The sequence below is a fragment of the Chitinophaga sp. RAB17 genome (assembly GCF_052114225.1).
Taxonomy (GTDB): Bacteria; Bacteroidota; Bacteroidia; order Chitinophagales; family Chitinophagaceae; genus Chitinophaga.
Genome location: NZ_JBFREI010000006.1, coordinates 360,496 through 382,649 on the forward strand (window position 1 = coordinate 360,496; position 22,154 = coordinate 382,649).

General features: G+C 42.6%; 24 protein-coding genes. 13 read left to right on the plus strand and 11 right to left on the minus strand.

All coding sequences use genetic code 11. The features are described from left to right. Positions 1 to 85 precede the first annotated feature (85 nt). Positions 86 to 346: a hypothetical protein gene (locus AB4Z08_RS21130; protein ID WP_441575767.1), complete on the minus strand. Its 261-nt coding sequence runs from the start codon at positions 344 to 346 to the stop codon at positions 86 to 88. A gap of 116 nt (positions 347 to 462) precedes the next feature. Between AB4Z08_RS21130 and AB4Z08_RS21135 the strand changes: the two genes are divergently transcribed. Next, entirely contained in the window at positions 463 to 2,631 is a 2,169-nt protein-coding gene (locus tag AB4Z08_RS21135) for a TonB-dependent receptor (RefSeq protein ID WP_441575768.1), read from the plus strand. Between the two features lie 128 nt (positions 2,632 to 2,759). Further along, positions 2,760 to 3,710 carry a hypothetical protein gene (locus AB4Z08_RS21140; protein WP_441575769.1) on the plus strand — a complete coding sequence of 317 codons (951 nt, stop codon included), beginning with the start codon at positions 2,760 to 2,762 and terminating at the stop codon, positions 3,708 to 3,710. A gap of 112 nt (positions 3,711 to 3,822) precedes the next feature. Here the strand turns inward: AB4Z08_RS21140 and AB4Z08_RS21145 are convergent, their stop codons facing one another. Further along, positions 3,823 to 4,272, minus strand: coding sequence for an SRPBCC family protein (locus AB4Z08_RS21145; RefSeq protein WP_441575770.1), 450 nt, complete (start codon positions 4,270 to 4,272; stop codon positions 3,823 to 3,825). Between the two features lie 302 nt (positions 4,273 to 4,574). Here AB4Z08_RS21145 and AB4Z08_RS21150 point away from each other — a divergent pair, with 302 nt between their 5' ends. From AB4Z08_RS21150 to AB4Z08_RS21165, 4 genes are read left to right on the plus strand one after another with little or no spacing between them, the layout of a single operon-like run. Further along, complete coding sequence (locus tag AB4Z08_RS21150; protein ID WP_441575771.1) at positions 4,575 to 4,955, plus strand: DoxX family membrane protein; 381 nt, start codon at positions 4,575 to 4,577, stop codon at positions 4,953 to 4,955. 58 nt (positions 4,956 to 5,013) lie between these two features. Next, entirely contained in the window at positions 5,014 to 5,334 is a 321-nt protein-coding gene (locus tag AB4Z08_RS21155; RefSeq protein WP_441575772.1) for an ArsR/SmtB family transcription factor, read from the plus strand. Further along, the gene (locus tag AB4Z08_RS21160; protein ID WP_441575773.1) at positions 5,331 to 5,834 is read left to right on the plus strand and encodes an SRPBCC family protein; all 504 of its coding nucleotides are present in this window, start codon (positions 5,331 to 5,333) and stop codon (positions 5,832 to 5,834) included. The genes AB4Z08_RS21155 and AB4Z08_RS21160 overlap by 4 nt, the downstream gene beginning before the upstream one ends. Before the next feature lie 4 nt (positions 5,835 to 5,838). Continuing rightward, positions 5,839 to 6,252 (plus strand): SRPBCC family protein, encoded by a 414-nt coding sequence (locus AB4Z08_RS21165; protein WP_441575774.1) that lies wholly within the window; start codon positions 5,839 to 5,841, stop codon positions 6,250 to 6,252. A gap of 246 nt (positions 6,253 to 6,498) precedes the next feature. Here the strand turns inward: AB4Z08_RS21165 and AB4Z08_RS21170 are convergent, their stop codons facing one another. Further along, positions 6,499 to 7,002: a hypothetical protein gene (locus tag AB4Z08_RS21170; RefSeq protein ID WP_441575775.1), complete on the minus strand. Its 504-nt coding sequence runs from the start codon at positions 7,000 to 7,002 to the stop codon at positions 6,499 to 6,501. 210 nt (positions 7,003 to 7,212) lie between these two features. Here AB4Z08_RS21170 and AB4Z08_RS21175 point away from each other — a divergent pair, with 210 nt between their 5' ends. Then, positions 7,213 to 8,061: a universal stress protein gene (locus AB4Z08_RS21175; protein WP_441575776.1), complete on the plus strand. Its 849-nt coding sequence runs from the start codon at positions 7,213 to 7,215 to the stop codon at positions 8,059 to 8,061. Between the two features lie 94 nt (positions 8,062 to 8,155). After that, the gene (locus AB4Z08_RS21180; protein WP_441575777.1) at positions 8,156 to 8,539 is read left to right on the plus strand and encodes a hypothetical protein; all 384 of its coding nucleotides are present in this window, start codon (positions 8,156 to 8,158) and stop codon (positions 8,537 to 8,539) included. On the opposite strand, the gene AB4Z08_RS21185 is transcribed toward AB4Z08_RS21180, so the two are convergent. The 3 genes from AB4Z08_RS21185 to AB4Z08_RS21195 are packed head-to-tail and all read right to left on the minus strand — an operon-like array spanning position 8,536 to position 11,989. Continuing rightward, positions 8,536 to 9,594: a response regulator gene (locus tag AB4Z08_RS21185; RefSeq protein ID WP_441575778.1), complete on the minus strand. Its 1,059-nt coding sequence runs from the start codon at positions 9,592 to 9,594 to the stop codon at positions 8,536 to 8,538. The two genes, AB4Z08_RS21180 and AB4Z08_RS21185, sit on opposite strands and share 4 nt — an antisense overlap. A gap of 4 nt (positions 9,595 to 9,598) precedes the next feature. Further along, positions 9,599 to 11,185, minus strand: coding sequence for a PAS domain-containing sensor histidine kinase (locus AB4Z08_RS21190; protein ID WP_441575779.1), 1,587 nt, complete (start codon positions 11,183 to 11,185; stop codon positions 9,599 to 9,601). A 39-nt stretch (positions 11,186 to 11,224) separates the two neighbouring features. Next, a complete protein-coding gene (locus AB4Z08_RS21195) occupies positions 11,225 to 11,989 on the minus strand; it encodes a TIGR00730 family Rossman fold protein (RefSeq protein ID WP_441575780.1) in 765 nt (254 codons plus the stop codon). Positions 11,990 to 12,122: 133 nt separating this feature from the next. Here AB4Z08_RS21195 and AB4Z08_RS21200 point away from each other — a divergent pair, with 133 nt between their 5' ends. Continuing rightward, a complete protein-coding gene (locus AB4Z08_RS21200) occupies positions 12,123 to 12,521 on the plus strand; it encodes a hypothetical protein (RefSeq protein ID WP_441575781.1) in 399 nt (132 codons plus the stop codon). Positions 12,522 to 12,541: 20 nt separating this feature from the next. On the opposite strand, the gene AB4Z08_RS21205 is transcribed toward AB4Z08_RS21200, so the two are convergent. Both AB4Z08_RS21205 and AB4Z08_RS21210 read right to left on the minus strand, forming a co-directional pair. After that, positions 12,542 to 13,000 (minus strand): pyridoxamine 5'-phosphate oxidase family protein, encoded by a 459-nt coding sequence (locus AB4Z08_RS21205; RefSeq protein ID WP_441575782.1) that lies wholly within the window; start codon positions 12,998 to 13,000, stop codon positions 12,542 to 12,544. A 241-nt stretch (positions 13,001 to 13,241) separates the two neighbouring features. Continuing rightward, positions 13,242 to 14,081 carry a hypothetical protein gene (locus tag AB4Z08_RS21210; RefSeq protein WP_441575783.1) on the minus strand — a complete coding sequence of 280 codons (840 nt, stop codon included), beginning with the start codon at positions 14,079 to 14,081 and terminating at the stop codon, positions 13,242 to 13,244. Positions 14,082 to 14,333: 252 nt separating this feature from the next. On the opposite strand from AB4Z08_RS21210, the gene AB4Z08_RS21215 reads away from it, so the two are divergent. From AB4Z08_RS21215 to AB4Z08_RS21225, 3 genes are read left to right on the plus strand one after another with little or no spacing between them, the layout of a single operon-like run. Further along, on the plus strand, positions 14,334 to 15,167 hold the full coding sequence (locus AB4Z08_RS21215; protein ID WP_441575784.1) for a hypothetical protein: 834 nt from the start codon (positions 14,334 to 14,336) through the stop codon (positions 15,165 to 15,167). A gap of 10 nt (positions 15,168 to 15,177) precedes the next feature. Then, positions 15,178 to 16,014: a hypothetical protein gene (locus AB4Z08_RS21220; RefSeq protein WP_441575785.1), complete on the plus strand. Its 837-nt coding sequence runs from the start codon at positions 15,178 to 15,180 to the stop codon at positions 16,012 to 16,014. A gap of 11 nt (positions 16,015 to 16,025) precedes the next feature. Next, positions 16,026 to 16,544: a flavodoxin domain-containing protein gene (locus AB4Z08_RS21225; protein WP_441575786.1), complete on the plus strand. Its 519-nt coding sequence runs from the start codon at positions 16,026 to 16,028 to the stop codon at positions 16,542 to 16,544. Positions 16,545 to 16,775: 231 nt separating this feature from the next. Here AB4Z08_RS21225 and AB4Z08_RS21230 read toward each other — a convergent pair whose 3' ends face one another. Next, positions 16,776 to 18,293: a DNA polymerase III gene (locus tag AB4Z08_RS21230; RefSeq protein ID WP_441575787.1), complete on the minus strand. Its 1,518-nt coding sequence runs from the start codon at positions 18,291 to 18,293 to the stop codon at positions 16,776 to 16,778. A 29-nt stretch (positions 18,294 to 18,322) separates the two neighbouring features. Further along, entirely contained in the window at positions 18,323 to 19,189 is an 867-nt protein-coding gene (locus tag AB4Z08_RS21235) for a restriction endonuclease (RefSeq protein WP_441575788.1), read from the minus strand. A 241-nt stretch (positions 19,190 to 19,430) separates the two neighbouring features. Between AB4Z08_RS21235 and AB4Z08_RS21240 the strand changes: the two genes are divergently transcribed. Further along, the gene (locus AB4Z08_RS21240; RefSeq protein WP_441575789.1) at positions 19,431 to 19,715 is read left to right on the plus strand and encodes a hypothetical protein; all 285 of its coding nucleotides are present in this window, start codon (positions 19,431 to 19,433) and stop codon (positions 19,713 to 19,715) included. 41 nt (positions 19,716 to 19,756) lie between these two features. On the opposite strand, the gene AB4Z08_RS21245 is transcribed toward AB4Z08_RS21240, so the two are convergent. Continuing rightward, positions 19,757 to 22,147 carry a phosphoketolase family protein gene (locus AB4Z08_RS21245; RefSeq protein WP_441575790.1) on the minus strand — a complete coding sequence of 797 codons (2,391 nt, stop codon included), beginning with the start codon at positions 22,145 to 22,147 and terminating at the stop codon, positions 19,757 to 19,759. Positions 22,148 to 22,154 lie beyond the last annotated feature (7 nt).

Below are 22,154 nucleotides of genomic sequence, written 5' to 3' on the forward strand. Positions count from 1 at the left end.
CAATTATTCGGCTTTACAGAATAGAGAACAGAAAATCCCTGTTTTTTTATATTTTCGCCCCATGAAATGGCTGCTCCTGTTGTTTTCATTGTATGTAGTGATACTTTCCGGCATCCCTTGCGATTGCCAGGAAGATAACTTCATGTGTACAACGGGTGAGGCGACGAGCGGTCATCATCAACATGAGACGGACCACCAGAAGCAGGATTGCCCATGCTCTCCATTCTTCGCCTGTAGCACCTGCCACGGAATAGTATTGCCAGAGGCCACCATCTGGACTACAAAGCCGGTATATACCACGAAACAATCCGTCTTTCGCCCATTTAAGGAAAACGCGATCTCTCAATCCCGCCTGCCCATCTTCCAGCCGCCCCGGTTGTTATAGTTGCAGTGACCGATGCAATAACGATAAGGGATCACCAGCGAATGGTGAAATATATTTTATTTACTATCAAACAAAGAATGAAACATATATCTTTCTTAGCAGTTTTGCTATGCTCATTTGTCATGGGCCTGGCACAACATAAAATAATTGTGTCTGTTAGAGATGCAGATTCCAGAGCGCCATTGGCTGGTGCTACTGTACTTATAAAGGGCAACAACGGAACACAAACGGATGCAAAAGGAATAGCTGTATTCGCAGATATCAAAGATGAACAGCATCAGTTAATAGTGCGTTTTGTAGGTTACAGGGAATATGATCAGCCGCTTCATTTTCCACTTTCAACAGATACGCTCACGGTATTGCTGGAGCATGAAGGAGAAGACATAGAAGAAGTGGTTATTTCTTCCACCCGCAGTACAAGAACCATTCAGAATATTCCTACAAGAGTAGAGTTTATAGGAGGGGAGGAGCTGGAAGAAAAAGGAAATATGAAACCCGGGGATATCAGAATGATGCTGAATGAGAGCACCGGTATTCAAACACAACAGGTATCCGCCACCTCTGCCAACGCGAGCATACGCATTCAGGGACTGGATGGGCGATATACACAGGTATTGAAAGACGGATTTCCTTTGTATGCAGGTTTTTCCGGAGGGTTAGGATTGTTGCAAACACCACCACTGGATTTAAAACAGGTAGAAGTAATAAAGGGCGCTGCCTCAACTTTGTATGGTGGCGGTGCTATAGCCGGGCTTGTGAACCTGGTGTCAAAGGCGCCAACGGCAGAAAGGGAGCTACGTTTCTTTCTAAATGGTACTTCTGCCGGCGGACTAGATTTGAGTGGTTACTACGGGCAGAAATTTGAGAAGGTTGGTGTAACAGTCTTTGCTTCCCGCAACAGTAATCAACCATATGCCCCGGGGAACACGCCATTCACCGCTATCCCGAAATTCAACAGATACGTTATTAATCCAAAGCTGTTTATATATTTCAGCCCTAAAACGAAATTGAATATAGGTGTAAACGGTGTGTTTGAAGACAGGACCGGTGGAGATATCAAATATATCAAAGGGCGTGGCGACAGTACACATAGTTATTTTGAAAGAAATAAAAGTACAAGACTTTCTACCCAGCTTGCATTAGAACACCAGTTGAATGAACATAGTACACTGACGGTAAAAAATTCGTTCAATAATTTCCAGCGCACTATCACCATTCCGGACTACGTCTTTGATGGTAAACAACTTTCGTCCTACTCGGAAGCAACCTATAGTAATCAGCATGAAAATGTGGAGTGGATCGGGGGATTAAATTATTATACAGATAATTTTAAAGAGCATTCCATAGATTCATTTCCCAAAAGGAATTATAATCAGCAAACGGTAGGAGCATTTATTCAAAACACCTGGAAGGCTAACCAGTGGCTGCAGCTGGAAACCGGCATCCGGGGCGATTATGTGATAGACTATGGTTTTGTATTGCTCCCACGGATCTCTGCGCTTTTCAAAATTTCGCCGAAAGTTAATTCACGCATTGGCGGGGGCTTAGGATATAAAACGCCTACTATTTTCACAGAAGAAACAGAACGGATTCAGTTCAGGAATGTATTCCCGGTCAATGCAAACAACAATGCCCTTGAAAAATCATACGGTGGAAACTTCGACATCAATTATCGTACGGCGTTCTTTGCTGATAAATTAAGTTTAAGTATTAATCAGCTGTTTTTTTATACGCGGATAAATAATCCGTTATTAATGGGAGCCGCCACGGTTAACACATATCACCTGGTGAATGTGAATGGCTATATGGATACCAAAGGCTGGGAAACCAATGTAAAGCTGGGATACGGAGATTTCAAACTATTTATTGGATATACTTTTACAGATGCACAGATAACGGAGCAGGGAGTAAAACGTGACAATCCTTTAACGGCCCGTCACCGGCTGAACAATGTGCTGATGTATGAAATAGAAGATAAATGGAAAGTTGGACTGGAGGCATACTATTACAGTAAGCAGCCATTGAGTGATGGTACTACGGGAAAACAATACTGGTTATGTGGGTTTATGGCTGAAAAATTATGGGAGCGGTTTTCAATATTCGTGAATTTTGAAAATATGCTGGATACCCGGCAAACGCGCTTTGATAGCATTTATACGGGCACGGTAACCCATCCCGTATTCAGAGACATTTACGCCCCGCTGGATGGGTTTGTAGTGAATGGTGGATTGAAATTAAAACTATAAAGTAGGGGGCATAGCGCCCCCTGCTTTTAAATGATTACTGTGACATATTTGCAGTGAGTTACTTTACTTTAGTAATAACCCAATCAACCGTTTCTCTCTTAATCATTTTTTTAACCCAACCCTGTTTTATGAGCAAATACATTCTCTCCTTTCTATTGTTGAGTACTACCATATTCACTGCATGTAAGAAAGAGCAATCCGGCACCTCAGCCGATAACGCAGTCGCACCTGCCGATAAAGTGCAAACAACCAGTCACCAGGACGAAGTACTTACACCTGCAGGCTGGGTGCATAAGTCACTGGTACATCATGTTGAAACCGGCGAATATCTGAGTGGAGATGGCAACAGGCTTCGTAAGTATGACCGCCTGGGTAAAGTGGTAGCCGATTACGGTGCTATTGAACAAACAAGTGGGAACACGCCTTTTTTCCCTGGTAATGCAAAGAAATCCGGAAAGGATATATTCCCACTCGGTTCCGGCTGGATCACCTACACTTACTGGACGAACACTTCGGCTACGCCTATTTCTTATTTTAATACTAACTGGACAGTTCCGCCTGCACCGGCGGTAAATTCCGGTCAAACGATCTTCCTCTTTAATGGTTTACAGAATGCCAACAACATCCTGCAACCTGTATTGCAGTGGGGACCGTCTGCCGCCGGTGGTGGTAACTATTGGGCGATCGCCAACTGGTATGTAGGTAATAATTCCGTATTCAGCAACCTGATACGGGTAGCTCCTGGTACTAATCTGCAGGGTATCATGAGTCTTATTGGAGGAAGTGGTAGCACTTATAGCTACACTTCTGCTTTTGCAGGTTATCCCTCCATTACGCTTACCGTTAACAACATTCCCAAGCTTTACTGGGCTGCTGAATCATTGGAAGCCTATGGCGTTGCAACTTGCTCCAACTATCCGAATACGGCTAAAACAAGGCTCAGTGCAATTGAGCTGAAGGTAGGCAGTGCACAGGCGCCGTTGTCGTGGAGCGTGGCCAATGCGGTCACCGATTGTGGACAACACGCTACTGTTGTTACACCGGGTACCCCTAACGGTATCGTGGATATTTATTATTGATAATGACTTAAAACGGTTCCGGGCCATGAAACCTTGCGGGCCTTATGCCGGCAAGGTTTCATTTCTATCATAACACATCATCATTACAGGGCCGGCGGAGCTTTCAGGCGGATCAGGCATCTGGTATTTCAGGCTCAACCAGCTTCGCTAATTTCTCCAGTGACTCCTGCCATCCCAGGTAGCACATTTCTGCGGGTATGGCAACAGGAATGCCTGTTTGTGTAATTTTTATTTCTGTACCTACTAACGTTTTCCGAAGCAAAACGGTGGTGACCATTTCACCGGGCAGGTTCGGGTCATCAAATTTATCGGTGTACCTGAGCGACTCGTTGGGTTTGAGTTCCAGGTATTCTCCACCGAATGAATGACCGTTGCCGGTGGTGAAATTTTGAAATGACATCTTAAAGGTACCTCCCGGTTTTACGTTCATTTCGTGAACGGTACAAAGAAAGCCATATGGAGGCAGCCAGGAAGCAATGGCCAGCGCTTCGGTGAATGCGCGGTATACCTTTTCCGGAGATGCTTTGAGAACCCGGTGCAAAGAAACATTATTGTCTGACATAACATCATATTTTCATTTCCTACTCGTCTGGCTTTTCGGTTCCGCCCGTTTTTGTAGTGGTCGCTGCTCCACTTAGTTTTACCTGTTCATTTCAGTGTTGTAAAGATGGAAGGAAAATTTGATTTCGACAGAGGCTAAATACGACAGTCTGCGGGTTATTTGCGACCATATTTCAGAAGCATTTCTCATAACGGTTATAGCCCCCAAATTTCTATCTCCTGAAAATTTAAAAAAAAATTTGAGAAACCAATCAGTTGCGCATATATTTGCAACCGATTAGTTGCGTAATTAAAATAATAACGATGAAAAGTAAAATTCTCTTTATTTTATGTCTATTGACCGGCCTTCTCTTTATTAATGCAGGCCTGGATAAATTCTTTCACTATATGCCGGTTCCCAAAGACATGCCTGATAAAATGGTGAAAGCAGGGATGGCGTTTATGGAAATAGGCTGGCTCATGCCATTGGTTGGCGCCATAGAAGTGCTCGGTGGCTTGTTATTGATACCCGGGAGGACCAGGGCGCTTGGCGCAATTGTGATCTTACCTGTTTTAACAGGCATTCTCCTTGCCTGCATCAGTATGGCTCCATCAGCTTTGCCTATTGCATTTGCGTTGATAGCAGTCATTTTTTGGGTAATAATTGATAACAGGGGAAAGTACCTGCCCATGATAGGAAAGTAATTTGATGGTACCAGGCCTGATGCCCACAATCGGGCCCCGGTACATAAACGATACTTTAATGAGAAGAGATATTTTCCAGGCCATAGCCGACCCTACACGAAGGGCAATCATCGCTTTGATTGCAGTACATGCAATGACACCTAATGCTATCGCTGAGCATTTTGATACCACGCGGCAGGCAATTTCCAAGCATTTGAAAATATTGACCGAATGCGAACTGGTAAAACAGGCATATCAGGGAAGGGAAATTTTCTATCAGCTTGAAATTGATAAAATGAAGGAGATTGACAAATGGCTGGAACAATTCAGGAAGATTTGGGAGAGCCGTTTCGATCAACTCGATCAACTATTGGCAACGATTAAAAAACAAAAGAAATGAAAAACAATTTGCAATTCGACTTCCTCGTAGATAAGAAAGAAAATACGCTGACCATCAGACGTGAGTTTTTAGCCGACAGGCAATTGATCTGGGATTGCTATACCAAAAGTGAATTGCTTGACAAGTGGTTTGCGCCCGCTCCACTCACCACAAAAACTAAATCAATGGACTTCCGTGAAGGGGGGCACTGGCATTACGCTATGGTAGAACCCAACGGTACAGAATATTGGGGATATACAACGTATCTGAAAATAAAGCCGATTGACTACTACACTTCCTTAGATGCTTTCTCTAATGCCGAAGGTGAAATAAATAAAGACCTGCCCAGCGCCGAGTGGCTGGTGACTTTTATTGACAAAGGTGAAAACGCTCTGGTAGAAACAATCGTCACCTACAAATCTTTAACAGATCTGGAACAGGTGGTGCAGATGGGCATGGAACAAGGGATGCTGGCAACCCTGGAAAAATTAGACCAATTATTATTAACGATAAACAAGTAAAAATATGAGCAATAAGGTTACAGTTACCGCCAGCATAAATGCAGATACTCATAAAGTCTGGGATTATTATACCCAACCGGAACACATTACAAAATGGAATTTTGCAGACCCTTCCTGGCAATGCCCGGCAGCTGCAAATGATATGCGCATAGGCGGTAAATATTCGGCAAGAATGGAGGCGAAAGACGGGAGTTTTGGCTTTGACTTTGAAGCTACTTATAATGAAATTGTTGACGGTGAAAAATTTACCTATACTATGCCGGATGGCAGACAGGTAACCGTTAACTTTAACAAGGAGGGAGATAAAACCGAAGTTGTTGTAACATTTGACGCGGAACAGGAAAATCCGATTGAGATGCAAAAGGGTGGCTGGCAGGCAATTCTCAACAATTTCAAAACATATACGGAATCAAACTAAAGCAGATATTCAGTGTAACCTGATATGCAGCATAAGCCAAAAAGCCGGCAGATATTGTATCTGCCGGCTTTTTGGCTTATGTCGTAATAAAGCGTCGTAATCCTAAAACATGTTCGGCATTGCGATAAGTTATTTTTTCCAGATCGTATCCATGTAGGCCACATACATACCGTTGAATTTAAAATTAAAAAAGTGACTGATGGTGATATTATAACGCCGGGACGATATGTTTTTCCTACGCTTTTTTCATATTTTTTGATTTAAAAAAGGGTGATGTAAAGGGAAATGTACCGGGTGTGCGGAAAGATATCTTTCCTTAAAGAGTAATATGATGGCAGCAGCAGTCAGCAAAAGCGTGGATGGAAAAGCGGCGCCCGCCCCAAGCGGGGTTATTGCCAGCAGAAAAATTATTCCGGCAATTAATCCCAGTTTCAGCAGTGCATCCCTGGCAGCAATGAAAATGCCTGTTGCCAGCTGACATAAAGAAATAGACACGACAATAGCGGTGGTATTATCACGAAATGCGCCATAAATGAACTGTTCGTAAGCGGCTGAAACAGTCATTGCTCCATATGCCATAAACAGTTCTGGTGACCGGATCGCCATGAAGGCATTGAAGAGTCCCGCACCAATAAAGAGCACTGCCAGCAGGAGCCGGGCGATAAGAGGCCAGAAAATAGCAGTTATCAGTATCGCCAGGCTGACGGTATTGGCTATCAGGTAGGTGAGGGAGAAAATATTTGCATGCATGATATTAATTTTAAAATATGATCAATGGAAATCAGTTCTCTTGTTTGATATTAAAATTAAAGGAAAAATAGCCGTGGATAAATGATGCCGGTCATATCTATTCTTGATTCACATCATCATTCGGGTGATGACGAGAATCATGGTTTGCCCTAATTGGGATCATAATTCATTTTTCTTTCCAGCGGTAGATTTGAATAAAATAAGATGACCATGCAGAAGATAGCCGCCATATTTGATGGACTCAGATTTTCAGAGAGTACCCTCCACTATTCCATACTGATTGCGAAACGGCAGCAGGCCCACCTGACTGGGGTTTTCTGCCAGGATTTTACTTATAATAGTTTCAGTTTGTACCAATTGTTGAAAGCAGGAACAGCCGAGGCGACCATCAGACAACTTGAAGCCGCTGACAATGAGAAGCGCGAAGCGGCTGCAGGCATATTTGAGGCAGCCTGCCAGAAAGCAGGAATTGTTTACAGTGTTCATCGCAATAGAAATATTTCGCTCCTGGCTGCGCTGGAAGAGAGTATTTATGCAGATTTGCTGATTGTGGATGCCCGTGAAGCATTTGTGCACGATGATATGAAGCCGCCTACCCGTTTTATAAGAGATCTGCTGGCAGATGTGCAATGTCCTGTACTTATTGTGCCTACCCAGGTAATGGTGCCTCCGGTTTTCAGTGATATCAATAATGTAGTGTTGTTGTATGATGGGGAGCCATCGTCCGTATATGCTATAAAAATGTATAACTACCTGCTGACTTCTTTGCAAACATTGCCCACCACTGTGTTATCCGTGAATCCTGAAGGAAATCATCTGGAGAATAAGCATCTTATAAAAGAATTTATTAAAAGACATTTCCCGGATGCCGGGTATAAGGTAATGGAAGGCATTCCGGAAGAGGAGATTGTAAGCTATATGTTAGGGGAGGCGAAAGGGACCATCGCAGTACTGGGAGCCTATAGACGCAGTACTGTTTCCCGGTGGTTCAGGGAAAGTATGGCAGACGTATTGATGCAAACATTACCATTTCCACTGTTTATCGCTCATAATAAATAATAACTATGATCATAAATAGTAAAAATACTGATCGTGGTCATGTTCTGCCGATCAGGTTGACAATAACTTAGACAATTTAATATTAAACAATAAGATGATACAAGATAATTTGGATGGGCATTTACTACCACACGAATCCTGGAAGTATTTACTAAGGGTGATGGAGGATGAAACCATTATTTTTAAGACACAATTGGCCGATATCCTGTCTAATGATTTTGATAAAAGACATCTGGGGCATCTGGAAGTTTTTCAGCACAGATTTCTGAAGATAGATGAACAGATAGGGTTGTTGAGGCATGAAGTCAGAGAATTGCAGGAGGCGATGCAACATGATAGCAGGGCAGCAATTTATCCCGCGCGTGTTAGGGCACTGCAGGAGATGCTGGCCGCAAAAATTGATACTTTGCAGGATAGCTTTGAGACCCTGGCGATGGACTTTAAAAGGTATCTGCATGCATATTTTCCTGCCGTCTAGTATATCATATTAGCCAGTTTCTTTTCATCAAGAATAATTACTGCACCTTCTTTTATATCTATAAGTTTCTCATCACGAAAATCACTTAAAGTACGAATAAGAGATTCTGTAGCAGTTCCAGCAATATTAGCAAGATTTTCCCTGCTGATTTTTACGATGAATGGTGGCTCGTTCTTAGGGTTATATTTTTTATGGAGATTTAATAATGCTTCGGCTACTTTTTTTCTGAGGGAATTGTACGCCAGCCCCAGCAACTGTTGCTCTCTGGATGCCACATTTTTTGCCAGCATCCGGATAAACTGGAGCGCAACTTCATAATTGTTATGAAGCAACTCCTCAAAGTCTTTTAATGGGATCACTGCAATTTCAGTATCTTCCATTGCGACGGCGGAGTCTTTATAAATAGATCCTTCCAATAAGGCCGTATATCCTAAAAAGTCCCCATCGCTATAAAGCTCTGTTACCAGTTCTTTCCCCAGATCATTGCTTTTGCAGGTTTTTACTTTTCCTTTCTGAACAAAAAATAACCTGGAAGGATGATTGCCTTCCGTATAAATGGCTTGCTTTTTTTTATATTTATCAATATTCCTTCCTTCTGCCAGTGCTTTAAGAGATTCTTTCCCGGTGGCTTCATACATAAGTTTGTTTAAACCTTGCAGATTGGGTGGGAACTGCTGGTTTTTAATGGCCGCTTTCCTTAGCCTGCTGGCTATGGCGTCCCATAGTTCCGTTCCGGTGAAGGGTTTTGTTATGTAGTCATCTGCCCCCATACCCATTCCTTTCCTGAAATCGGCCCTTTCTGTTTTTGCTGTCAGAAAAATGAATGGTGTGTCTTTTACGGCTTCATGCTGTTGCATGAGCTGTAATACGCCGAAACCATCGAGTACCGGCATCATAATATCGCAGATCACCAGGTCGGGTTGGTGCTGTAATATCATTTCCACACCCGTTTTCCCATTATCAGCAGTCAGTACGTTGTAGCCGGCAATGGATAAAATATCCACTGTGTTTTCGCGCAGTTGTTCATTGTCTTCAATCAACAGTATTCTTTTCATATTGCTATAGGACGTTTTCTTTGTCAATAGGGAAAATGATAGTAAAGGTAGTGCCTTTGTTTAACTCACTGGTACATAAAATATTTCCATTCATCATCTCACTGTATCTGTGAACGATATGAAGGCCCAGGCCCGTTCCCTGGATGTTACTGACATTGGCGCCCCGGTAGAATCGTTCAAACAGGTGTTCCTGATCTTCCTCCGACATACCAATTCCATTATCTTTCACCAGGAGTGTGAATTCATCCTCTTTTTTGTGGGTCTCAATTTCTATAAGGCTACCGGATTTCGAAAATTTGATGGCATTACCCAGCAGATTCATGACAATATGCTTTATCAGCGAAGGGTCCAATACGAGGTTTTTCTCACCGGTATGTTTGTATTTAATGATCTGATTGTCTTTTACAATACCCTGCATTTCCTGGATGATCGTATTGAAATGTTCTTCAATTTCAAATTCCGCGCTTCGTACCTGTATCTTTCCTTCTTCAATTTTTCCAACTGAAAGGAAGTCATTCAGGGTATCCGTTAACAGGCTGACATTATTGACAATTCGTTGTAAGTGTTTATTGCGAATGGGCTGATCCTGATCGGTATCGTAGTGTTTTACAAGAAATGCGGAAGAAAGAATAGTGCTCAGCGGTGTACGGAATTCATGGGAAGCCATGGAAACAAAGCGGGATTTCAGATCTCCCAGTTCTTTTTCTTTACCTAATGCAATGGTAAGTTCTTCTTTGGATGCTTCCAGTTCTTCTAATGCTTTGCGCAGCTGCATGGTACGGTCTTCCACCATTTCTTCGAGTTCATTGTAAAGCTTTTCTACCCGTTCTTCTGCTTTTTTTCTTTCTGTAATATTGCTGATATAGGCAATGACAAAATTACCTTCTTCATTGGAATAATGACTTAGACTGATTTCTACCGGAAATTCCGTTCCATCTTTCCGAACAGCATAAAGATCAAGACCTATACCCATTGGCCTGCTTTGTGGATCGGCATTATATCTTTCCCTATGTCCAATGTGGCGCTGGTGAACGCGCTGAGGAATTAAAATTTCGACCTTCTTTCCTAACAGCATTTCCCGGTTGTAACCAAACTGCTGCAGGGCAAAATCATTGATAAGGACAATCTCTCCCTGTTTGTTGGCAACAAGAATTCCAATACTTGCAAAATCGAATAATGCCCCAAAACGCTCTAATTCCTTATTGAGTTGTTGTTTATGACGTCGGTCAGATAAGATATCTGTGATCCTGCAAAAGCAATAATCTCTATCATTATGCTTAAGAAAAAGTTCTTCATATACTCCCGTAAAGGTTTCTCCTTTTACGTTTTTGTATGCCCGTTCCTTCACGATTAAATCCCCCGGGGTAGTATCTCCCGTTGTATCAATGACGCCTATTTTATTTTGTTCCATAATGAGTTCCAGCGATGGATAATCGTCTGTTCCCAGCATTTTAATGCCAGTATCATTAATATAAATCAACCTGCCGTTTTCCAATTCTCTTACAGCTACCAGACCGGGGATGCGTTCCAGGATAGCCGCAAAAATGCTTAATTGAAAGTTTATATCCAGGTCGCCAATAGATAAGCTCATAATGTTAGTCAGTAATGTTATATAATGGTAAGTAATTTTTTATTCTCCCAGAAGTGCAAAGCGACGAAATTCCTTTCTGCGTTTTACATGGTATTGGGCTACGGCATATTTTTGAAGATGTTCCATGGCTTCTTCAATTGAATCCGTTAGTAGTATGTATTGCAGATCGGTGGGGGCTATCATATAATTTTCAATCATTTTGTGAAACATGGGCATCAGTGGTTCCCAATAACCGCGGTTCATCAGGACCAACGGAAAGTTAAGGATTTTATGGGTCTGTATCAAAGTAAGTGCCTCCGAGAACTCATCGAGGGTGCCAATACCACCTGGTAAGATCACGAATCCATACGAGTATTTGAACATCAGTACTTTACGCACGAAGAAATACTTGCAGTTGAATTGCAGGTCAAGGTACTTATTTGCGGTTTGTTCTCTTGGCAAGCTGATATTACATCCTACAGATTTACCACCGGCCTCTTTGGCGCCCCGGTTTGCCGCTTCCATAATACCGGGGCCGCCCCCGGTCATGACCCCAAAACCAAGTTTAGCGATTCCTGCTCCTGTTTTTCGTCCCAGCTCATAATAGTCGGATCCTGGTTGTACCCTTGCCGAGCCAAATACGGCGATGCAGGGGCCTGCAAAATGTAAGATCCTGAATCCACGGATAAATTCAATCAGTACTTTTAGCGAAAAGAGAAACTCCTTCGCCCTGGAGCGGGGACCTTCCAGGAAATATTTTTCTTCATGACCCGGCAGTTCCTTTACTGTATTGGACTTCTGTCGGTTTATATTTACTACTGACATGGTGAAGTATTGAGTACTCAATGTCCAACTATCCCTGGTCAGCGTGTATGACCGCTGTCATATGACAGGCTGATTATGCTCATTTTCCTATCAGGTGAACTATACTAAACTTGTATTAACTAAAACACTTTTTATGCAGATATATATTAGCGAAGAAGCAGTGGTAAGGGATATACAGGAGAAGTTCCAAACGATGTATCCCTATCTGAAACTTGAGTTTTTCAGAAAACCACATACAAAAGGGGCATGTTCTCCGGAAGCAGAGAAAATATCATCTGATACGCCAATTGAAAAAATAAGAATGATACATAGCTTCGGATGGCTGGATATCAGCTATTACAGGACCGCCGCCGCGGTGGAGCATGATTTTGGCTATCTTTTCGGATTGAGTGCACAGATACTCCGCAAAGCTGGAAATTTGTGGCTGGAAACTACCATAACAGATAATTGGACATTGGAAGAGCTGAATAATGCGGGAAGACCAGTAAAGCGCGCCAGGTTACAGTTCCCGGATAATTCGGGTGATGACTGAAGTCGTTACCGGCAGACTGATTACTCTTTTTCAAATCTGCCGGTTTTTTCATGGATACGAATTCTGTAAAGTACAGGCCGGATAATATTAATAGAAGTTTGTTGTATACCCATTTCCTGTGTCATCTGTGATACACCGGCCGTTTCACTTACATGCTGCCGGGACAGGCGGCCCACCAGGAATTTCATCGCATAGTATTTTTCCCTGGGGTCCATCACTTCTTCATAATCTCCCCAAACGATGACACTGCGCCAATTGGCAGGGCTGATAATTTCATCTACCTGGAAACAGATGTGTGGGTGTTTTCTCATCATTTCTACTTTCATTCCTTCCTGGGAATGTACGGTAATATAAGTATCGTTGAACGCATAGTTAACAGGTACAATGTATACTTTTTCTTTATCCGTACATCCGATACGGCCCATAATATTGCTTGCCAGAACCTGGTCAATTTCGTCATTATTAAGTTTACCTAACATTAGCGTATATTAAGAAGATCAAAAAAAGAAGGATTAATACCGGTACTGGATAAGGATCTCATAGAACACGAGGAGCAGTTGTTTTATAAGTTGTATTGAAATAGGAAATCCAATAATCAGCAGTAGCATGCTAACTCCCCAGGAAATTATGGTGGTGCCGTATTCCCTGATAGCATATCTTCCGGGTGTATGAGATAACCTGTGTAACATAACCGTAAGTTGATGTAAATGAAACCGACAATCAATAATGTGTTATGAAAAGCGGATAAGCCAGTTTTTTAATCAACAAATYGGCATGGCTATGTTTGAACAACCTGGACACTATACTTCTGCCGTATGCTCCCATTACCACCAGTGCTTGTTGTTTTTTGAGGAGATAATCAAATAGTGCCTGATCTGTTTTTCCTTTCAGTGTAACAAAATCTGAATTTTCGAAATGTCTGCTCATCCATGTTGTAATGCGTTTTTTTTCATCGGCATGAATATCTTCTTCGCTGATCTGAATTACGGTGGCTTTCGATTCTCCCAGTTCTGGCAGCAGGTAAGTCAGTTGCTTCATCGCAAAAATAGCAGATGGGCTGCCATCGTAACAGAAAACTACTTCGTTAACAGGCGTAAAAGAAGAAGAAGGTGCTATTATTATGGGACATTGTGCGGCGGCCAGAAGATGTTGTAGTAACGCTGAGGGCGTCTCCTGTGTTTTTGAAATATAGGAAACCGCTGCATCTGCTATAATCAGGTCCGCAAACCTGCTTTCATTGATGAGGCTTTCAATGATATTATCCTCCAGGTATCTTATAGAGGCTGGTATTCCTTTGCTTTCACAGGTATATTCAAATAACCGCATATGGTCTTCTATTCTTTCTGCTTTCAGATAGTGTTCCGGAAGCCCGCCGCTGGTAACACTTTCCACATAAGGCATACCGTATACCTGTTTTAATGCCGGTTCAGAAGTATAGTGTTCCTTCTCAAAGAAGAAGCCTGTCAGTCGTGAGCGGGTCATATCGGCCAGATAGCAGGCGAAATTCAGGGCGCTTTGGGTGGGGGCTGCACCGCACATTACCAGTAATATCTTTTCCATCTTTTTTTGTTTAAAGATAGCCCCGATGGAATCGCTTAAATATGACCATAGTCATAGCTGGATATGATTTTGGATACATTACGGGTTTTATGATTTCAATCATCAGGTGGGGTGAGAACCATCATTTTTTTCAGCTACCAGAGAAGGTAGCTTAGCATGAAAGTTATTTACTAAGCAAAAAGATCGACAGGCAGGTTTATCAAACCCGGTCAGCAGCGTTGAAAGGAGTTTATAAATTCAAAAATATTATTTATGGAAAAGATATTATTTATATCAGATGCAGTTACCATGAGCAGGGAGTGTCTTGATTTTTCCTGTTACCTGGGTAACCTGACGCATTCAAAAGTGACAGGTATTTTTCTTGAAAACCAGGAGTTGGAACTCAGGTCCAGTGAAGATATCCAGGAAATAGCTGTTTGTGCGCCGGTTCCGGGTGTGTCACTTGATGTACAGAAACAGCTTTACAGGGATGAGAATATCTCTTTGTTTAAAAATATCTGTGAAGCAAATGGCGTCAATTGTGACATACATAAGAATTTGGGAATGCCGGTGGCAGAAGTATTGAAGGAAAGCAGATATGCAGACCTGCTTGTAGTTGATGCCGCTACCAGCTTTTCGTGGCGACCGGAGAGCAGCCCTACTGCCTTTGTAAAAGAAATATTGGAAAAGTCGGAATGCCCGGTTATTATCGCGCCATCAAATTTTGATGGAATTGATGAAGTAATCTTCACCTTTAATGGCAGCAGTTCGTCTATGTTTGCTATGAAGCAGTTTGCTCATTTATTTCCTGCATTGAGGCATAGTAAGGTAACTGTATTGAGTGTTACAGAAACGGCCAACCAGATAAAGGGTGACAGAGCAAGGCTGGAAGAGTGGTTGAGCGTACACTTCGAAAATGCAAAGCTGATTGTGCTGGAAGATACCAATGTAAGCGGACGATTGATGGAATACCTGCTTTGTAAAGAGAATGTATTTATTGTGATGGGGGCTTATGGACGGAGTTTATTGTCAAAAGTTGTATTTCAAAATCCGGCGGATCCGGTAGTGAAATTAGTTACTCAACCAATATTTATTTCACATCACTAACCAATAATTTATGAAAAAGATTATAGCGGCCATTGATGCCTTAAATTTTTCTGATGATCAGATGGAGGGTTTCAAATATTTTGCACGAGAAGCCAACAGTGCACTGACAGTTGTTTGTATGGACAATCTAACCACGGGTACTATTCCTGTGGCGAGTACATTTCCGGAAGCCTACGCGGTCACCTATGATCAGATCAGTGTTGAAGGACGGGCAGCGCTCCAATGGCAACGAAATAAGAATATCAAGCAGCTGCATCAGATCTGTGATAACGATCATATCGGTATTGAAATCAAAGAATCAGTTAGTTTTCCTGTGGAAGAAGTAGTGGCTGCGAGCCGCTTTGCAGATCTGCTAATGATCAGTAACAGCACGTCTTTCAAGGCGCTGTCAGATAGTCATTCGCCACGTTTTGTAAAGGACGTACTGGTGGAAGCAGAATGCCCCGTGATGGTATTGCCGGATGTACTTTCACCGATTAAAGAAATAATATTTTCCTATAACGGCACCTATTCATCTATTTATGCCATCCGGCAGTTCACGCTGCTCTTCCCGGGTTTTAAAGATATGCCGGTAAAAGTAGTCTATGTAGCGGAAGACAACGAGAAGGTGATGCCGTTTGAATATCATCTGCGGAGCTATCTGAAAACGCATTATGACAGGGTAGAATTTGTTATTATGAATGGAGAGCCGGCAACGGCCTTTCTCGCATTATTGATCCGGCGAAACGACTGTATAGTTACCTATGGTGCTTTTGGGCGGAGTAATGTGTCCCGGTTTTTCCATCATAGTGATGCCGAAAATATATTGCGTACTACTAATATCCCTGTCTTTATCACGCACCCTTAAAGCATTTTTTTATGAGAGGCATCATTATTTATAAAGGAAAATATGGGGCTACCCGTCAGTATGCCATTTGGTTAGGCAATATCCTCAATATTCCGGCAATATTGGCTGGGATTGAGATGAACGAACAACTGAAAGCGGCTGATTATATAATTATGGGAACGAGTGTTTACATTGGAAAATTGCAGTTACGCAAATGGATAGAGAAACACCGTGAGCTGCTGGTAAGTAAAAGGCTGTTTCTCTTCCTGGTAGCAGGTACACCCGTTTCAGAAAAGGAGAAGTTACAGGAATACATTACTGCTAATATTGCGGCTGACATCAGAACCAGGTGTAACTTCTTTTTCTTTCCGGGTAAGCTGGAGTTCAATAAGCTATCCCTTTCGGATAAGATTTTGCTGAGGATAGGGTCCAGTCTGGCGAAAAGCCGCGGTGAAAATATTGCAACTACAGATTATAATGATGTGAAAAGAGAATTGCTTTTCGGAATTGTTGATATGCTGGGCAAACTAAATGAGGTAGCTGTTAAATGAAAAGCTTCATTTTAATATTACCGTTACTGTGAGGCCCTGGATGCTGTCTTTCAGGATAATCAATAAAAAATACGGGCAACAGCATCTGTTGCCCGTATTTTTTATTAGAAGATATATGGATTGGTGCACCATTGAGGAAAACATCCGTTGAATTTGTTTGCCTGGTATTTTATTTCAGTTTTACAGGCTGCTTTTCGCAGCCTGTAAAACTGAAATAAAGCGTTATAAGTATTATGCTGCCTTCCCGATGGCAACCAGTTTGTCCTTTTTGAATTTCTCAATGTCCTCCCAGTTGCRGGTATTAAGGATGTCGGCCTTACCGCAACCACCTCTTCTCGCTACCCATATTCCCAGTTGCATAAAATCAAATTGTGTTAATTCATGTGCATCTGTATCGATCACCAGTTTTACGCTTTGTGCTATCGCTTTTTTTACCAGGGTATCATCGAGGTCCAGTCGGTTGGGACGGGCATTGATTTCAAAGGCTGTTCCGGTGGCAGCCGCTTTGTTAAATAACTGATCCCAGTCAACAGGATAGGGGCTTCTGCTGCCAATAAGGCGGCCACTGGGATGCCCGATACAATGAACATAAGGGTTTTCGCACGCTTTCATTAACCTGGAGGTGTTGTCTTTTGCAAAATGGCTGTGGATAGAGGCGATTACCCAATCGAACTGTTTTAGGAGTTCATCGGGCAAGCTCAGTTGACCATCTTCCAGGATATCTACTTCAACACCTTTTTTTACGTAGTCATATCCCAGTTGTTCGTTAACACTTTTAATTTCTGCAGCCTGACGGGCAATATCAGCTGGCTGTAATACATGACCAGTTCTTTCATCAGATGCATGATCTGTAATAACAATGTATTGATAGTGAGGGAATATATCAAACGCGTAACGGGCAATATGTGCAATGCTTTCATGTCCATCGCTCCAGTTACTGTGTATCTGCATGTCCCCTTTTAGCTGACCAAACGTTACAAGAGACGGTAATGTGTGTGCTGCGGCTGCCGCAATAATATCGTGTTCCTCTCTCAGTTCGGGAGGCACATAATCCAGCAGCATCTGCTGAAATATTTCTTCTTCTTTTTCTGCGGCAATGTATTGGCGGTTTTTAACATCATATAGGCCATTCGGGTCAAGCCGGTATCCTTTATTGGCTGCCACATTTTCCATAAGGATATTGTAGCTTTTGGAACCGGTGTAGTACAACAGCGTGTCTCCGTAATGTTTGGCATCTGTGAGGTAAAAATAGACCAACAGCTGATTACGCAATACGATGCCTATCCTGTTTTTTCCGGCAGTAAAAATGCYTTCCGTTAACGGCATACGAATAATTTTGTATAGTAGCTTTTTTCTGTCGGGACCATTTATTTGTACGACTATGTCAATATCTCCAATCGTATCTTTGCCTCTTCTGAGGCTACCGGCCAAAGCCGCTTTTTGTACTTCCGGAAACTGGCAGATCGTCTGTAGTACTTCTTTCCCCTGCCGCAGTGCTTCCCGCAATTGGATGCGGCTGTCTGCATCTTTATAAAGCTTTAAAGCCCGCTTAATATTTTTTCTGTTCTCCGGTGTTAATACCTGGATGCTGTCGAGTTGTTCCATTGTTACAGCAGTGGTAAGTTCGCGGAGATTTTTTATGTCAAGTGTTTTACAGATAACACCTACCTTATCGGATGTAATTCCCCTGATATCCAGGAGTTCCAATAATGTAGCCGGAATTGTTTTGGTATTTACATGCGTTTTCATATTACTTGAGTTTTATGATGAAACAGTAATCAGGTCCATTCCAGCGTGACTATATTTTCACAGAGATGCCTGGCTTCTGCAATGGCCAGGTCGTACCGGGGACTAATAATATTATTATTGGTAAGAAGGTCTGGCTTCTCTATCAGGGTACGACATAATACCACCCCTTTTTCCAGTAGCATATATTTTTCATGGCGGCTCAATGTAGAAAGACAGGTGATAGGATAAAGGCCGGTTTTATCGACAATATCTTTAAGCCCCTTACCAGCGGGATAATCCCATGATAACATCTTTAACCCCATGCAGGCAGCATATTGGGTACCGTCCGGAGTGATACGCGTATTAGTCACCAGCCATCCCTGGTATTCCTGTTGGCTTTGGTTATCGGTATCCTTCATTTTCCATGCTATATCCTCAAATCGGGATTGTACATACAATGGAATCTTTACATCACAGTGTGTGCCCTGAAGTTGATGATATTTACATTCGATGATATAAGTATGTTTGTTTTTAACGGCATAGATGTCTACTTCATGTGTAATACAGTGTCCTGTCATTAGTTCGTTGGTGATAGTGGTATATCCGGCCTGCCTGAAAAGTTCTGCTATGTAGTGTTCAAATGGAAAGCCGGAGGGCCCCAGTTCAAAGATGGCTTGCTTTAACCGGTATTTTCCGGCCACCTGCCGGGATGATTTTTTTAATAAATCATATGCCATCTTATAGATCATGCGTGTTGGCATGTTTGGGTATAGGTGTTTATACAACTCAGGGAGTATTTTCTCAATTAATTCAGGGGTGGCTCCTGACCGCTTCAGGGACTGTTTCAGCTTTTCTGATGAGAATGGTGCTTTAATACCACCGGACTTTGTGACAAATATTGATGGTGTTGATTCCATAGCAAAAGTATTTCTGTTGCTAATGTATGCTTATGTGGATCTTCATTATCTGATGCTCATTAACCTTTTTAGTGATTGTGGTCATAATTATATAAGCGATATGAAATCCCTGATAATAATCAGGAATATCAATGAGCGGGATCATTTTTTGCCATGATGGGAGAATATAATTTGGATACTAAATCAGGGAGAAGGCTGGCTTACAGCATTTATTGTCTGAAATTTTTTCAAAATCCCGTATATGAGAATAGTAATGAAAATTATAAATGGAATATTTATTACTGTCATTCTTCTATGGACAGGAGCTTTAGCATTATATGTTTTTTCACCTATAGACCTGTTATCTTTTCAGCAATGGGAAGATGTGAAACTGGTGGGACATCCCCATAAGGCAGTGATATCGCCGGTAGGAACACCTGTCGGTATTGATCGCGATATGGATGACACTATTGATATGGTCCGGTATAATAAATTCAGGGAATCATCCATATTTATACCCGGACGAAAAACGGATGGCGCAAAATAATGATAAAAAAAGCGGATGTTTTACATCCGCTTTTTTTATCATTAATATTCCCATTGCCAGTTGCTTATTTCAGGCATATCTTCTCCATTCGCTTTTATATATTGTTTATGTTCCACCAGTTTGTCCTGCAGCAGCTGTTTCAGATAAACGCCTCTGCTACCGGTTTGAGGTAAGCGATCTATCACATCCATTACCAGGTGGAAGCGGTCCATTTCATTCAATACAGTCATGTCAAAGGCCGTGGTAACCGTGCCTTCTTCTTTGTACCCTCTTACATGGATATTGTTATTATTGACTCTGCTGTAAGTTAACCGGTGAATGAGCCAGGGATAGCCATGAAAGGCAAAGATGACAGGTTTGGAAGTAGTAAAAAGCGCATTGAAATCCTTGTCGCTTAATCCGTGTGGGTGTTCTGTTTGTCTTTCCAGCTTCAGGAGATCCACTACATTGATCACCCTGATCTTCACTTCGGGCAGGTGTTCCCGGAGGATAGAAACGGCAGCAAGGGTTTCCAATGTTGGCACATCGCCACTACAGGCCATCACTACATCCGGTTCGCATTCCTGGTCGTTGCTCGCCCAGCCCCATATACTTAATCCACGACTGCAATGCTGAATAGCTTCTTCCATATTGAGCCATTGAGGAGAGGGGTGTTTTCCTGCAACGATGACATTCACGTAATGCATACTGCGGAGGCAATGATCCATTACGGATAACAGGCAGTTTGAATCAGGCGGAAGGTATACCCTTACAATCTCTGCTTTCTTGTTAATAACGTGATCAATAAAGCCGGGATCCTGATGAGTGAATCCATTATGATCCTGCCGCCATACGGTGGACGTCAGCAGTATGTTCAGTGACGGAATATTTCTGCGCCAGGGAATTTCGCGGGTCATTTTTAACCATTTCGCGTGTTGGTTAAACATGGAGTCAACAATATGAATAAAGGCTTCGTAACAGTTGAATATCCCATGTCTGCCTGTCAGCAGATAGCCTTCCAGCCAGCCTTCACATTGGTGTTCACTCAGCATCTCCATCACTTTTCCGGTGGGAGCGAGGAACTCATCGTTTTTTTCGGTGTCGGTGTTCCATTGACGGCTGGTGACTTCAAACACTGCCTCCAGGCGGTTGGATACTGTTTCATCGGGACCAAAGATCCGGAAGTTGTTATTGTCTTCGTTCAACTGAATGATATCCCGTAAGAAGCGTCCGCTAACATGAACATCTCCTTCGCCCGGTTTTCCCCGTTCAATGGGGCTAACTGCATAATTACAAAAATCAGGCATTCTGAGTGTTTTTGTCAGAAGGCCACCATTAGCATGAAGGTTAGCTCCCATCCTTTTTTCTCCTTTAGGCGCCAATGCTGCTATCTCTTTTTTTAGCTGTCCTTTTTCGTCAAAGAGTTCTTCGGGTTTATAGCTTTTTAACCAGGCTTCCAGCATGGGGAGATGGTCTGCGGGGCTATTGGCAGAAACAGCCAGCGGTATCTGGTGAGAACGGAAATTACCTTCTATCTTATATCCATCTACTATTTTAGGTCCGGTCCAGCCTTTGGGAGACCTGAGGATGATCATTGGCCACCGCGGACGATCTGTTTTTATATGAGCTGCAGCATCCTGTTTTATATGGCTGATCTGGTGGATCGCACTATCCAATGCCGCCGCCATAGCCTGATGCATATCTGCCGGATCTGAACCTTCTACGAAAATAGGTGTCCAGCCATAACCCGAAAACAGCTGTTCTAATTCGGCATGTGAAATTCTGGCTAATACCGTTGGGTTGGAAATCTTATATCCGTTCAGATGTAAAATTGGCAATACCACTCCGTCTGTAACAGGGTGCAGGAATTTATTGGAATGCCAGGCAGTAGCCAGTGGACCTGTTTCAGCTTCTCCATCTCCCACAACACAAGCTACAATGAGAGAGGGATTGTCTAAAACAGCGCCAAATGAATGGCTGAGAGAGTAGCCCAATTCACCTCCTTCATGAATAGAGCCGGGTGTTTGTGGGGAAGCATGGCTGGAAATGCCTCCAGGATAGGAAAACTGCGTAAATAGTTTTCTTAGCCCGTCTTCGTCCTGCGTAACAGCCGGATATACTTCGCTGTAAGTACCCTCCAGGTAAGTTCCGGCTACCACAGCGGGTCCTCCATGTCCGGGGCCGGATACATAGAGCATATTAAGATCGTATTTGCTGATGACCCTGTTGAGATGCGTATAGATGAAATTTTGACCCGGAGTTGTCCCCCAGTGGCCTAATTGCATTTTTTTTATGTGCGCCAGTTGCAATGGTTCGCGCAGCAGCGGATTATCCCGGAGATAGAGTTGACCCACTGATATATAATTAGCGGCACGCCAATAGGCATGTATTTTATCCAGTAACGCCGGGGATAAAGGCGTTTCTTTGATGACGGTTTCTGTTAGATTATTCATTATGACA